11 protein-coding genes are annotated in these 12,880 nt (G+C 33.4%); 4 read left to right on the top strand and 7 right to left on the bottom strand.

Annotation, left to right across the window (positions count from 1 at the left end):
- Nucleotides 1-15 precede the first annotated feature (15 nt).
- The 7 genes from CLU81_RS20240 to CLU81_RS20210 form a co-directional block, all read right to left on the bottom strand.
- Nucleotides 16-1,386, bottom strand: a complete 1,371-nt coding sequence (locus CLU81_RS20240; RefSeq protein WP_099711452.1) for a CsgG/HfaB family protein — start codon at nucleotides 1,384-1,386, stop codon at nucleotides 16-18.
- 1 nt (nucleotide 1,387) lies between these two features.
- Entirely contained in the window at nucleotides 1,388-1,792 is a 405-nt protein-coding gene (locus CLU81_RS20235) for a curli production assembly/transport component CsgF (protein ID WP_099711451.1), read from the bottom strand.
- Between the two features lie 16 nt (nucleotides 1,793-1,808).
- Nucleotides 1,809-2,129: a CsgE family curli-type amyloid fiber assembly protein gene (locus tag CLU81_RS20230; protein WP_099711450.1), complete on the bottom strand. Its 321-nt coding sequence runs from the start codon at nucleotides 2,127-2,129 to the stop codon at nucleotides 1,809-1,811.
- Nucleotides 2,130-2,134: 5 nt separating this feature from the next.
- Nucleotides 2,135-2,545: a curli-like amyloid fiber formation chaperone CsgH gene (csgH, locus tag CLU81_RS20225; RefSeq protein ID WP_099711449.1), complete on the bottom strand. Its 411-nt coding sequence runs from the start codon at nucleotides 2,543-2,545 to the stop codon at nucleotides 2,135-2,137.
- Nucleotides 2,546-2,550: 5 nt separating this feature from the next.
- Nucleotides 2,551-3,087, bottom strand: coding sequence for a hypothetical protein (locus tag CLU81_RS20220; RefSeq protein WP_099711448.1), 537 nt, complete (start codon nucleotides 3,085-3,087; stop codon nucleotides 2,551-2,553).
- A 72-nt stretch (nucleotides 3,088-3,159) separates the two neighbouring features.
- A complete protein-coding gene (locus CLU81_RS20215; protein WP_099711447.1) occupies nucleotides 3,160-4,062 on the bottom strand; it encodes a hypothetical protein in 903 nt (300 codons plus the stop codon).
- Nucleotides 4,063-4,455: 393 nt separating this feature from the next.
- Nucleotides 4,456-6,645: a glutamine synthetase III gene (locus CLU81_RS20210; protein ID WP_099711446.1), complete on the bottom strand. Its 2,190-nt coding sequence runs from the start codon at nucleotides 6,643-6,645 to the stop codon at nucleotides 4,456-4,458.
- A 426-nt stretch (nucleotides 6,646-7,071) separates the two neighbouring features.
- Between CLU81_RS20210 and CLU81_RS20205 the strand changes: the two genes are divergently transcribed.
- From CLU81_RS20205 to CLU81_RS20190, 4 genes are all read left to right on the top strand, one after another.
- On the top strand, nucleotides 7,072-8,088 hold the full coding sequence (locus tag CLU81_RS20205) for a glutamine synthetase beta-grasp domain-containing protein (RefSeq protein ID WP_099711445.1): 1,017 nt from the start codon (nucleotides 7,072-7,074) through the stop codon (nucleotides 8,086-8,088).
- A gap of 634 nt (nucleotides 8,089-8,722) precedes the next feature.
- Nucleotides 8,723-9,691: a TerC family protein gene (locus tag CLU81_RS20200; RefSeq protein WP_099711444.1), complete on the top strand. Its 969-nt coding sequence runs from the start codon at nucleotides 8,723-8,725 to the stop codon at nucleotides 9,689-9,691.
- Nucleotides 9,692-9,865: 174 nt separating this feature from the next.
- The gene (locus tag CLU81_RS20195) at nucleotides 9,866-11,722 is read left to right on the top strand and encodes a T9SS type A sorting domain-containing protein (protein ID WP_099711443.1); all 1,857 of its coding nucleotides are present in this window, start codon (nucleotides 9,866-9,868) and stop codon (nucleotides 11,720-11,722) included.
- Nucleotides 11,723-11,885: 163 nt separating this feature from the next.
- Complete coding sequence (locus CLU81_RS20190) at nucleotides 11,886-12,851, top strand: hypothetical protein (protein WP_099711442.1); 966 nt, start codon at nucleotides 11,886-11,888, stop codon at nucleotides 12,849-12,851.
- Nucleotides 12,852-12,880: the final 29 nt, after the last annotated feature.

Below are 12,880 nucleotides of genomic sequence, written 5' to 3'. Positions count from 1 at the left end.
AAATTATTCAACAGGCTATTTTTTACTCTTATTTTTATGACTCGAAAAATAATACGTCAATCCCAATCCGAATTTATAGTAATAATCATCTCGGACTCCTGCCTCGATATAATCCAGATTATCACTAAAATTGACATTATATTCTCCAAATAATTTAATTCCGATAGCATTCGATACGAGATATTCTACTCCTGCACCAAACTGTACTTTAGAATGTGTGTTTTCAAATTTCTTATTCATTCCAAATCCTCCGCCACCATATATATAAGGACTAAATTTATCTCTTGGCAGCAGTAAAAGTTCCAGATTTAAATCATAAGTGAGATATCCCACATCAAGTAAATCCTTATTGGCGAGCAAAACTGCATTTGTAGAAGCGCTTAGATTAAGACTGGGTGTAATGAACCATTTTAAAGCGCCACGTCCCATTGGTTTTAAAACCGGATTTACATAATCGCCATCAATAAGTGAAGTTCCTCCATCAATTTCGATAGCAAACTTAGAACGTCTTGGCTCTAAATCTCTTCCATATAATGCGGTACGGTCTGCGACTTCGTTCTCGGTTTCATATTTGTTCATGGCGATTTTCAATTCTGATGGCGTTGCATCTGCTTGCCAGATATTGTCCTGAATTCCTTCTAAAACCAATGATTGAACTGCTTTTTCTATAGCTTCGGTAACTGCCATATGAACAGGTTCGTTTGTAGTATATCCTGTTTCTACTTCAAGTAATCTTTTAAAGCTTACATACTTAAACAAACTTTCGTCTATTGCTTGTGACAAGATTGTTTTTGAGACGTAAACTGATTTCAAAATTTTTCCGTTTGAGGTTGAAACCATTCTCAAATAAACCGTTACACGATCCTGACGGTATTTTATAGAACCGCCGGTACCAAAATATCGAGCTCCAAAACCGCCTGTAATAATATTGGAATCATACGAGATAATTCCGCCTTCCAGTAGAACTCCTGCGTATAACAATGGTGTTAATTGTGGTTCATTTGGATTTGGATTTTTTGAATACTCTTGTCTTGTAGATCGAATAAGGTTTCGTTCCTGCAATAAGTTTCCAATATTTTCACGTTCGATTGGTATAAACCATTTAGAATCTTCCAGCGCTTTTAGCAATATCGAAGTTGCGCCCTGAGTTACGGCGGTACTAAAATTGCTTCCGTTTTCCTGAGGTTTGTATTGTCCTGTCTGATCTCTAAATTTATAAACTCCAACTACAATTTGTTCTTTTGGTTTTGGAAGTTCTTTTAATAGAGAAGTTGCTGGTGTGCTTTCGCCCAGAACTGCTTTTTCTACTCCGGTTGGCTGATTGTAAAAAGCACCGCAACCCGAAAATAAAAAAACAAATAACAGCAATAAATAGTGATTTCTCATTTTATTTATTTGGAATGATTACTTGTGTCTGTTCTCCTGTAGTTGTATCTAAAATGTTCACCGATAAACCTTGGGACGAAGGGAATATATCGACTGAATAACTTCCAAAAGTGTACGAACCTACAGATAAACCATCTGTTCCAAATTGCTGTTTATAAAGTGAGCTTGAGATCTGACTTAATAACTGGGCATTTAAACTTGCTTTAAATTGCTCCAGATCTGTTTTTTGTGGTGTGACTGCTGTTTTGTCTTTTAATTTATTTTGAGATTCAGCGCTGCTTAAGAGCCACTGATAATTAAAAGTATCACCTCCAAAAGCTGGATTTACAGGCTTGTAAACCAACGCTTGTGATCTGATAAATGGTGAAAACAGAAGGAATAATAAGAGGCTTAAAATAAATTTCATGACCTTAATAATAAAATTAATACTGAGTGAAATATTTGCGTTGTTTTTCTAAATCTTTCAAATAATAAATAGTTGCATTGATTGATTCCTGAGCTACAGCTTCTAAAAATTCATCGTCCGGTCGCACTAAAAAATCATAAATAACTTCGTTGTCTATCCAGACGGTTATTTTTGTATTTCTTCCAAAACTATATTCTTCAGTTATAACAACTATTTTTTTTGCATTTATTCCAATGTCATTGTATTTGTAATAATACTTATCGTAAAAATCTTTTCCCATTTTGGTCTTCGTATCATCTGTTACGATACCTCTTAACTCAAATCCGTCAACGGGCATAATTATTACATCATCTTTTTTTTTTCTTCACCCAGAACCACTCTGTCTTTTGCTACTATTTCTTTGTTTTCATCATAGAACAATAGCAATACAATAACCTCATCATCTGCACTCACATTTATTTGAGTAGTTGACAATTTTTTAACTTCATTTGGTTCTAGTGTAAAAATTCCCACTTGAGAATTATTAGACTGATTATCACTTTTATCATTATTTTTTATTACAGATAATCGATAAGAAGCACTTTTAAGAACATCAGTCAGGTTTTCTGCCGTTCCTGTGATTTTAAAGTTATCTTCTATTTTCTCGATGTCTATTTTTGCTTTTATCTGATTTTGAGGAACCGAAACCTGCCCGGTCAAAACAGCACTAAAAAACAAAAAACTCAAGAGTATGTATCTGAATAAAAATTGCATTTCTTTTAGTTTAATTTGTTTAAAATAATGACTGAAGCTCCATTTCCGGTTTGTGTAATTTTCATATCTTTTGAAATAGAATTTGAGCCATAACTTTGTATTTTTTGATCGTTCCCGTTTTGAATCATCTCTGTTTTTATGTCAAGATTTGTTCGAAAAGAGTAATCTGAAATACTATTGTTTTTTCCTTGTTGGATGAAATTCTGAGATATTGTTTTAGCATCTTTTACTAACGATAACTCATTAAAATCTCCTTTTTGGAAAACCGAAATATTAATTTTTGAAGCATCAACTTCTGCATTGGCTTTATTGTAATCGCCTATTTGCTGAATTATTACGCCTTGCGAAAATTGCTGCACTTGTTGTAACTGTAATTGATCTGTGCTTTTTTTATTAATCGATGATACTATGCTCAAAGCTGTATCTTTAGAATCAAACACAGAAGAACTATAAGGCTTAAATCCTGAAGTATCTTCTTTTTGTTGTCCTGATACAGAAAAAAGCGTTGTGAAAAGAAAAATATATAAAAAGCTAGTTTTCATTTTTCTATGATTTTAAAATATAACAGCTAAATAAAATTTAGCTGTTATATTTATGTATTTCTAGGACCATTTTTAATTACTTTGAATCACATTTGATAAGTTCACATTACCTTGTTGCAGCACAACGCTTACATTTCCTGTAGAGAAGAATGATGCAGCAGTTTGTGTTCCGTAAGATTTGTTTCCGTCTCCTTCTTGTAGTACATTTTCAATGTTTCTGTAACCAGTTTGAGTAGAGTTAGCTAAGTTGTTATCTCCAAATTGGTAGTGGTTAGAAACGTTTTTAGAAGCAGCAGTAGCAAAAGCTCCACTAGTTTGTGTTTGATTTGACTCATTGCTTAAACCACCTTGGCTTGCATAAGCTTCGCCATAGCTTCCGGTTTGTGTTTGAGTAGCTTTGTTTTTTCCATGAGGAGAAGCCGGTACTGAAGTTGTCAAAGGAGCCATACCTGTAAATACAGCAGCAGTTGGCAATGTATTTCCGCTTGTTCCCTGGTCAATTGTTGCTTTGTTGTGTTTACCGTTTTGAGTTTGCGTTGCTTTGTCTTCTCCTTTTAAGTTACCTGTAAAAAGACCATAAGAAACATTTGTCTCATCTTGCCAGATGGTTGCCTCATTTTTGTCTCCAACTTGAGTTTGGTACGCTTTATTTCTCCAGTTATTTTGAGAGATAAAAGCATTGTTTTGTTCTCCATCTTGTACTACTTCTGCTAAGTTGTCATGAGAAATGTTAACGCCAAGAATTGTCATTTGAGATGGATTTACACCTTGATAAACTTGTGATGTATTATCCCAATCCATTTGTTTTACACTAGAACTTTGAGCAGTTCCAATTTGATGAACATAAGCATCCTGGCTAGAGCCTGTTTGGTTCACATAACTTGAGTTTGGAGCAATAGTTCCTGGTAGAATTTGTGCGGTTCCGATTGCACCAACAAAAAGCATCGCGGAGATACTTAAAATTACTTTTTTCATAATAAATATATTTAATTGGTTATTAATACAAGTTATTATGTAGGTCAGTGTGATTGGGGGAAATCAAGCTTCCAAAAATGTCATTTGAAAATGAAACCTAAAGTTTCTTTTTCTCTTTCGCAGATTCAAAATTAGAAAACTTATCGAAATCCAAATAAAGTACAAACAGCTATTTTACAAGAGCTTAACTACTTTTCGATGAAAGGTAAAACTATCTCGATGAACTACTGTAATTCAAAAAAAAATTGATACGAAATAGGCTACATATTACAATTTCTTTACAATTAACCTAAAACATTTGTTAAATTCAAACTAGTTTTACCTTTATTTTAACATAATCACAAAAAAAGCCCGTCTTTTTAAGACGGGCTTTTTGACAATGTTGTGTAATTGTTATTTTGTAAACAACAATTCTCTGTATTTAGTTAATGTCCAACTTTCGTCGTCTACTAATAATTCTAATTTGTCGCAATGATTTCTAATATCTTCAAAATATGGTTTTACTTTATTGCAATATGTTTCTGCCATTTTTTGAGCATCGGTTAATTGATTTGCTTTTTTTCTTTCATTGGTCATTGCCAATACTTTAGAATTTATTCCTTCAATATGTCCTGAAATTTCTTTGATTAAAACGATTTGCTCTTTTGCAATGGTTTCAAATTCTTTTCCGAAGATTTCTTTTAATCCTTTTACGTTTTCAATTAAAGTATTTTGGTAACGAATTGCAGTTGGAATTACGTGATTTCTTGCGATATCTCCTAAAACTCTTCCTTCAATCTGAATTTTCTTAGTGTATTCCTCCAATTCTATTTCGTAACGCGCTTCTGCCTCAATATGATTAAGAATTCCTAATTCCGAAAATAAATCTAATGCTTGTTTCGAAACTTTGGCTTTGATCGCTTCCGGAGTGGTTTTAAAATTACTTAAACCTCTTTTTGCTGCTTCTTTTTCCCAAGCCTCACTATATCCGTCACCTTCAAAAAGTATTTTTTTAGATTGTTTGATGTATTCTCTCAGAACATTAAAAATTGCATCGTCTTTTTTCATGTCTTTCGACTCGATCAATGAATCAACTTCTGTTTTGAAATCTCTTAATTGTTTAGCCACAATTGCATTCAGAGTTGTCATTGCATTCGAGCAGTTTGCATTTGAACCAACAGCTCTAAACTCAAATTTATTTCCTGTAAAGGCAAATGGCGATGTTCTGTTTCTGTCTGTATTGTCAAGAAGTACGTCTGGAATTTTACCAACTACATTTAGTTTTAAATCTGTTTTTTCTTCCGGAGATAATTTTCCTGTAGTAACGCTTTCCAATTCAGATAAAACTTTTGTCAATTGTGCTCCAATAAATACAGAGATAATTGCCGGCGGCGCTTCGTTTGCTCCCAACCTGTGATCGTTACTTGCTGTTGCGATCGAAGCTCTTAATAAAGTCTCGTAATCGTTAACCGCTTTTATAGTATTAATAAAGAAGGTAAGAAATTGTAAATTGCTCATTGGCGTTTTACTCGGACTCAACAAGTTAACTCCGGTATCTGTTGCCAATGACCAGTTATTGTGTTTCCCTGAACCGTTTACTCCTTTGAATGGTTTTTCGTGAAATAATACTTTAAAATCATGACGTTCTGCAACTCTTTGCATAACATCCATTAATAAGGAGTTGTGATCTACAGCAAGATTTGTTTCTTCGAAAATTGGTGCCAACTCAAACTGATTTGGCGCAACTTCATTATGACGTGTTTTTACCGGAATTCCCAATAACATACATTCCTGCTCTAAATCTCTCATATACGTTAAAGCACGCGTAGGAATAGATCCAAAATAGTGGTCGTCTAATTGTTGTCCTTTTGCAGAAGTATGTCCTAATAATGTTCTTCCGGTCATCATTAAATCCGGACGTGAATTTGCTAATGCTTTATCAATCAAAAAGTATTCTTGTTCCCAACCTAAAGTCGCTGTAACTTTCTTTACATTTTTATCAAAATATTTACAAACTTCTGTCGCAGCTTCATCCATAACTGACAAAGCTCTTAATAAAGGAATCTTATTATCTAAAGCTTCTCCTGTATAAGCTATAAAAACAGTTGGAATACATAAAGTTGTTCCATATATAAAGGCTGGAGAAGTTGGATCCCAAGCTGTATAACCTCTTGCTTCGAATGTATTTCTGATTCCGCCGTTCGGAAAACTTGATGCATCCGGTTCTTGTTGTACTAATTGTGCTCCGCCAAATTTTTCTACAGGATCGCTTCCGTCGTAAGAAGTTTCAAAAAAAGCATCGTGTTTTTCAGCAGTTGTTCCCGTAAGAGGCTGAAACCAGTGTGTATAATGTGTAACACCTTTGGCAAGAGCCCATTCTTTCATTCCCATGGCGATATAATCTGCCAGTTTTCTGTCTATTTTAGTTCCATGTTGAACCGCATCTCTTACCCCTTTTAAAGCATCAGAAGTCAGGAATTGCTTCATTGCTTTTTCATTAAACACATTTGAACCAAAAATGTTAGATTTTCTATCTATTTCTTCAAAATGTACCGGCTTTCTTGTAGAAGCTTCTTGTAAAGCTTGGAAACGTAATGTTGACATGTATATAAGTTTAAAAATTCGTAATATTTTCATTAAAAAAAGAGGAACAAATATAAACAATAAAAAGCCCTGTTTTGAAGATAAAATTCATAAAATTATGCGACGATTTTTCAATAGAAAATGCTTTTCGCAAAGAATAATGAATCTTAACTATAGAAATATAACAAAACACCTCAGTATTATTCATTAAATAAACATTTTTTCATAATTCCTTAACCGAGAAATTCAAAAATCTACCGTAATTATTACGAATTTATTTTTTAAAGGTGTCAAAAATTGCTTTTTATAAAATATACCCCTAACAAAATTGCGCTTCTCTAAAAAATTATACTCCACTAAACAAAATAGCCCCCTAATTTTCGGGACTAAAAAAATAAATCTATATTTGACCCAACGAAAAAAACAAAAAAATTAATTTATATTATTATGGCTAAAATTAAGTTAGAGTACATTTGGTTAGATGGATATGAACCAACTCAAAATCTTAGAAGTAAAACTAAAGTTGAAGAGCACGAAAATTTCAAAGGAACATTAGAAGAACTTGGAAATTGGTCATTTGATGGTTCGTCAACAAAACAAGCTGAAGGTGGATCTTCAGACTGTCTATTGGTTCCTGTTGCAATTTACCCTGATCCAACTCGTATCAATGGATACCTTGTTATGTCAGAAGTTATGTATGCTGACGGAACTCCACACCCTTCTAACGGTAGAGCTACAATTGATGATGATAATGATGATTTTTGGTTTGGTTTCGAACAAGAGTATTTCATCATGGATACTAAAACTTTATTGCCATTAGGTTTCCCTGTTGGAGGTTATCCTGCTCCACAAGGTATGTACTACTGCTCTGTAGGTGGAAAAAACACTCACGGAAGAAAATTAGTAGAAGAACATGCTGACTTATGTATCGCTGCAGGACTTAACTTTGAAGGTATTAACCAAGAGGTTGCTTGCGGACAATGGGAATTCCAATTATTCGCTAAAGGTGCTAAAAAAGCCGGAGACGAAATTTGGGTTGCTCGTTACTTATTAGATCGTTTGACTGAAAAATATGGTTACTATATCGAATATCACCCAAAACCACTAGGAGATACTGACTGGAATGGTTCTGGAATGCACGCTAACTTCTCTAACGAAGTACTAAGAACATGTGGTTCTAAAGAAACTTACGAAAGAATTTGTGAGGCTTTCCGTCCTGTTACTGCTGAGCATATCGCGGTTTACGGAGCTTACAACGACCAACGTTTGACTGGTAAACATGAAACTGCTTCTATCCACGATTTCTCTTATGGAGTATCTGATAGAGGAGCTTCAATCAGAATTCCTTTATATACTGTTCAAAAAGGATGGAAAGGATATCTTGAAGACAGAAGACCAGCTTCAAACGGTGATCCATACAAAATCGCTGCAAGAATTATCAAAACTGTAAAATCAGCGTTGTAATTCTTAGTTTAGAATATACTTAAAAGTGCCATCAATTTGATGGCACTTTTTTTTTGGTCGTAATTTTGTCATTTTGATTTCTATAATTTTCTTTTTTTTTCGGGAGCTAATCCCGCTATCCGTTGCAATCTTTTATGGCGAACCCCGCCACAAAAGGATTTTCACTTCTATCGGGGCTAGGGCAATCGTTTCTATAATAATCTTTTCGTTTGTTTTGGTATTCCTCATCCCTCAAATTGTACCATCGTAACTTTGTCAAAGTTTAAAACTTTGACAAAGGTTTGCGTAATCTAAATATACCTCAATCTTGTCATTTCGACGGAGGAGAAATCTTCGCAAGTAACTCGACAAAGATTGGCAATTTTGATTGCGTCCCGAAGCTTCGCGATAGTGTGATTTACTTCGTCTGTTCGCTATCGCTCGGGTCTCCCTTAGCTCGAAATGACAAAAAATATGCAGAATAACTTTGAACTAAAACCTTTGTCAAAGTTTAAAACTTTGACAAAGGTCACATCAGGTTCACTTTTCGACTTCGCTCTATGTGACAAACCATAAATTTTAAGGTTATTTATACTAATAAATTTTTAAGTTAAACTTCAAAAACTATCTTTGTAGATCATTTAAAAAAAGTATCATGATAGTCTGGATTTTGTTTTTATTAGCCGTAGTTTTCATCCTTGCTTTAGATTTAGGGGTTTTCAACAAAACACCTCATATTATTAGTACCAAAGAAGCAAGCAAATGGACCCTGATTTGGGTTACACTTTCATTCTTGTTTTCGGGAGTTATTTACTGGCTTTATACAACAGATTATATCGAAAATCCTGATAATCTAAAACCTGCCGTAGCTTCTATGAAGTTTATTACAGGTTATTTGATTGAGTTATCATTAAGTGTAGATAATATTTTTGTGATCGCGATTATTTTTGCTTCTTTCAAAATACCACAAAAATACCAACACCGTGTTTTATTCTGGGGAATCCTTGGAGCTGTAATCTTCCGTGGATTAATGATTTTCTTTGGAGTAATGTTAATCAATAAATTTACATGGACAACTTATTTGTTTGGTGCGTTCTTAATTTTCACGGCTTTAAAAATGTTGTTTTCTGGCGAAGATGATGATTTTCAGCCAAAAGATTCTTTTGTATACAAAACACTTGGAAAAATTATTCCGATTACTTCAGAAATGGATGGAGAGAAATTTTTCATTTCTACAAAAACGGCGAAAAAAGCAGCAACTCCATTATTTGTAGCTTTGATTGTTATCGAAGTTATGGATGTTCTTTTTGCTGTGGATAGTGTTCCTGCAATTCTTGCTATTACATCAGATCCGTTTTTAGTATTTAGTTCTAATATTTTTGCCATTTTAGGTTTACGTTCTATGTATTTCTTCCTGGCGAATATGCTGGCAAAATTCAGTTTCTTAGAATATAGCTTAGTTGCTATTTTGGCTTTCGTTGGATTAAAAATGATTCTTCATGATTTTATTCACGTTCCGGAATGGGCTTCTTTAGGATTTATTGCACTTTCGCTTTTAGTGGGGATTTTGGTTTCTCTAAAATTTGGAGAAGAAAAAACACTTACCGATTCAGATAATGAATAGTTTTTCTAAAATATATAAACATAAAAAGGAGATCTTACGATCTCCTTTTTTTATACGCATCATTTTAACACAATATCATAATATAAAACAAATCTTATGTTTTGATTCAAAAGAATAAGATTATACCTAAACAATTTATTATTTTTACTTATTATAAATAATCAAAACTTTATTATGAGTAAAAATTACATTCCTTTTATCTTTTTGTTTTTCCTGAGCACTTTAATGTTTGGACAAAAAGTTACTATTACGCCACTAGTCGTTAACGGCAAAAGTGTAGCAAGTACAAGCCCTATAAATTTGGAATCTGTAGACAGATCCAGCGTTTCTTTATCCGTAAAAATAGATTCTCCAATTCCTGTAGGAACCGAAGGGAGTCTTAGCATCTGGTTTACCAAAGATAATGCAATTACTCCAGTTGTAGCAGAAGGAGGCTTTGAAAGAATTACAAATTTTTCAGGTGGAAATTCCGCAACGATAAGTTTTGTGATCACATTAAGCCTAAGCTCTTTTAATGTTTCAGGAGGATCTATCTCGGCACAATACAAAAGTTTTTCGGGTATTGTCTACAAAAGTGCCAATGTATCTGTTATTAAAAATGGCAGCACACCAACCACTCCTCCTGTGACACCTCCGACACCACCAACTGCTCCAAATTTCAAAAACACATTATGCTGTGATCAAGATGTACGATACGGAGACAGACCTGCTCCAATGATCGCCAGTACAATTGATCCTTCAAAAGTTTCGGCTTCATGGCTTAAACTTGTTGGTGGTCAATTTCCTAATGCTACGTACAAAGGCGTTAATTATTCGACAAATAAATACAATGTATTAATTACGGATTATCTAACAGAGCCTGGAACTTACAAAAGAAGATTAGGTAATGATTTCCCTTTTAACGATAGTAATCCTGTAAACATCAGAATAATACCTTCTCCAATAACTTCAAATGAAATATCAATTGAAGGCGCCAAAGATGCGAATGGTTTTATTGAAATCACAAACACAAATCCTAAATCAATATATGGTAATAGTAGATCTACATCAGGACAAGTAAACTTAAACATTCTTGCAGATCCTTATCATGTTGCTCAAAGAGGAGACACTTATGCTGATTTGGACCGATACGAGTGGCAATACACAAAAACAAGTCAGAATGATAATAGTGAATACAAAATCTGGATAACTCTAGCAAATGAAAACGGTCCAGTTTTAGAGTATTTCACTCCGGAAAACATGTCAACTACAGACGATAATTACTTCCTTGTTAGAAGAATCGCAATCTACAAAGACATTCAAAGAGTTAGTAATGTTTTAAAAATAATACCACGAACAGTAAAGAACAACAATATTATTTGCTGTGATCAGGTCTTAACTGAAGGCGCTTCAAGTATAGAGAGCCCATCACTTATTACAGGTTCTACTCCATCTATTGAAAATCCAAATGGTGCAAATATTCAAATTTTGAATATAACATATCAATGGCAAAATCAAACGATAACGACTAATACCAGACCAAATGTATTTGGATCTTGGACTAACATTAATGGAGCAACATCAAAAGACTGCCTTCCAGTACCTTTACAATATACAATAGTAAACGGTCCAAGAGGAACAAGTCAAACTGTTCAGACTATCTATAATTACAGACGTATTGCAACAATTACTTATAGAACTATAAATAGTAATGGAAATTTTTCAGATGCAATTACAAAGTCGTATAGTAATGAGACTTCCGTAAAATCAGGACGTGATTATGGACCTGCAACATTAATTGCATATCCAAATCCTGCATCTTCAATTATAAACGTTGAATATAAAGGAGCTGACTATACTTTATCAAATACGAATATAACCGTAGCAAATACTTTGGGAACGATTGTAAATTCAAACAATTTCTCAACTGTAAGCCCAAACATAATTAGTATCGATGTTTCTAGCCTACCTATTGGAACCTATTTTATAAATGTCGACACAGGATTGGGATCAAGAAGAAATGGTCAGGTAACTTTTCTAAAAAGTAATTAAAAATAAAAAACTATAAAATGAAAAAAGGAGATCTTACGATCTCCTTTTTTTATGCCTTATTATTATTAATACCTTATAATATTATTATTAAATCTTTTACTGGCAAGATCAAGCCCTGTTGCACAATACATTTAGATCACTGTAAACCTTAAAACCATTTATCATGAGAAAAATTTCCTTTTATTTATTGTTAACTTTTATTATCACAGGCTGTGACAATAAAGAAGATTTGACTTCAAAAAAACAAGCTCTTAATAACCCAATGCAATTGTATATTATTAATGGGGATATAAAATATTACTCCGAAATCACTGATGGTTCAAAACCGAAAAAACCAATATTTATATATGACATTCCAAACAAAGCAACTGAATTTAAAAATTCAGTATTCAAAACCCAAGGAAACTCTGTAACCATTAATTTTAATTATGGAATAACTGATTATCCAAATAGCGGATGTATGGATGAAAGATATGACGGTAATACTGGAAAAAATAATATTGTAGGAGTATATGGACCAAATCCTGTCAATCGTAATGGCTTTTTAGTAAGAGGTTATGGAAAACCGTATCATAATTCTTATTATAATTCGTTAGTTCTAAAGGCAAGCAACAAGGGCATAAAACGTGAAGAGATACGAACAGGTAGAATTATAAGTAGCAATTTATCTACAATTTCAGCGATATCAATTGAATACCCTTTTAAAGCAAATATTAGTTATGAGGTTTCAGTAAAAACATTTTTTACGGATAATCATAAATTAATTTATAACGTTCATGGCAATGGGTTTCCAACATTAAGTGCTGCATTACAAGATTCTGGCATTTTGTTTGGAGGTATTACAACATGTGAAGACAGTTATAGGCAAATTGGCGTTACCGAAAATTATATGAAGTCTTACACTCTTGAAGACAACATACTAAAGGAGAGAACTATTACATATAAATTTTCCCCAACTGAAGTAAAAAAAGCTTTATCTTTTACATTAATACCACATACTGGAGGAAGAGGAGTAGACGTCTCAATACCTACAAACGGCTATACAATGCAATTACGATCAGTAACAATAACTGAAAAACCATTTGATCCTTCTCTTAATGTTATTTCTCCAAGACCTCCTGGAAGATAAATTATATTTTAAAACTAAAAAAAGGAGAT

This window comes from Flavobacterium sp. 9 (assembly GCF_002754195.1).
Lineage (GTDB): Bacteria > Bacteroidota > Bacteroidia > Flavobacteriales > Flavobacteriaceae > Flavobacterium.
This window is presented reverse-complemented; position numbering and strand designations above follow the sequence as displayed.

What these genes read in the sequence shown, in the direction of transcription:
- CLU81_RS20240 (WP_099711452.1), bottom strand. Translation starts at nt 1,386, where the DNA reads ATGAGAAATCACTATTTATTGCTGTTATTTGTTTTTTTATTTTCGGGT.
- CLU81_RS20235 (WP_099711451.1), bottom strand. Translation starts at nt 1,792, where the DNA reads ATGAAATTTATTTTAAGCCTCTTATTATTCCTTCTGTTTTCACCATTT.
- CLU81_RS20230 (WP_099711450.1), bottom strand. Translation starts at nt 2,129, where the DNA reads ATGCCCGTTGACGGATTTGAGTTAAGAGGTATCGTAACAGATGATACG.
- csgH (WP_099711449.1), bottom strand. Translation starts at nt 2,545, where the DNA reads ATGCAATTTTTATTCAGATACATACTCTTGAGTTTTTTGTTTTTTAGT.
- CLU81_RS20220 (WP_099711448.1), bottom strand. Translation starts at nt 3,087, where the DNA reads ATGAAAACTAGCTTTTTATATATTTTTCTTTTCACAACGCTTTTTTCT.
- CLU81_RS20215 (WP_099711447.1), bottom strand. Translation starts at nt 4,062, where the DNA reads ATGAAAAAAGTAATTTTAAGTATCTCCGCGATGCTTTTTGTTGGTGCA.
- CLU81_RS20210 (WP_099711446.1), bottom strand. Translation starts at nt 6,645, where the DNA reads ATGTCAACATTACGTTTCCAAGCTTTACAAGAAGCTTCTACAAGAAAG.
- CLU81_RS20205 (WP_099711445.1), top strand. Translation starts at nt 7,072, where the DNA reads ATGGCTAAAATTAAGTTAGAGTACATTTGGTTAGATGGATATGAACCA.
- CLU81_RS20200 (WP_099711444.1), top strand. Translation starts at nt 8,723, where the DNA reads ATGATAGTCTGGATTTTGTTTTTATTAGCCGTAGTTTTCATCCTTGCT.
- CLU81_RS20195 (WP_099711443.1), top strand. Translation starts at nt 9,866, where the DNA reads ATGAGTAAAAATTACATTCCTTTTATCTTTTTGTTTTTCCTGAGCACT.
- CLU81_RS20190 (WP_099711442.1), top strand. Translation starts at nt 11,886, where the DNA reads ATGAGAAAAATTTCCTTTTATTTATTGTTAACTTTTATTATCACAGGC.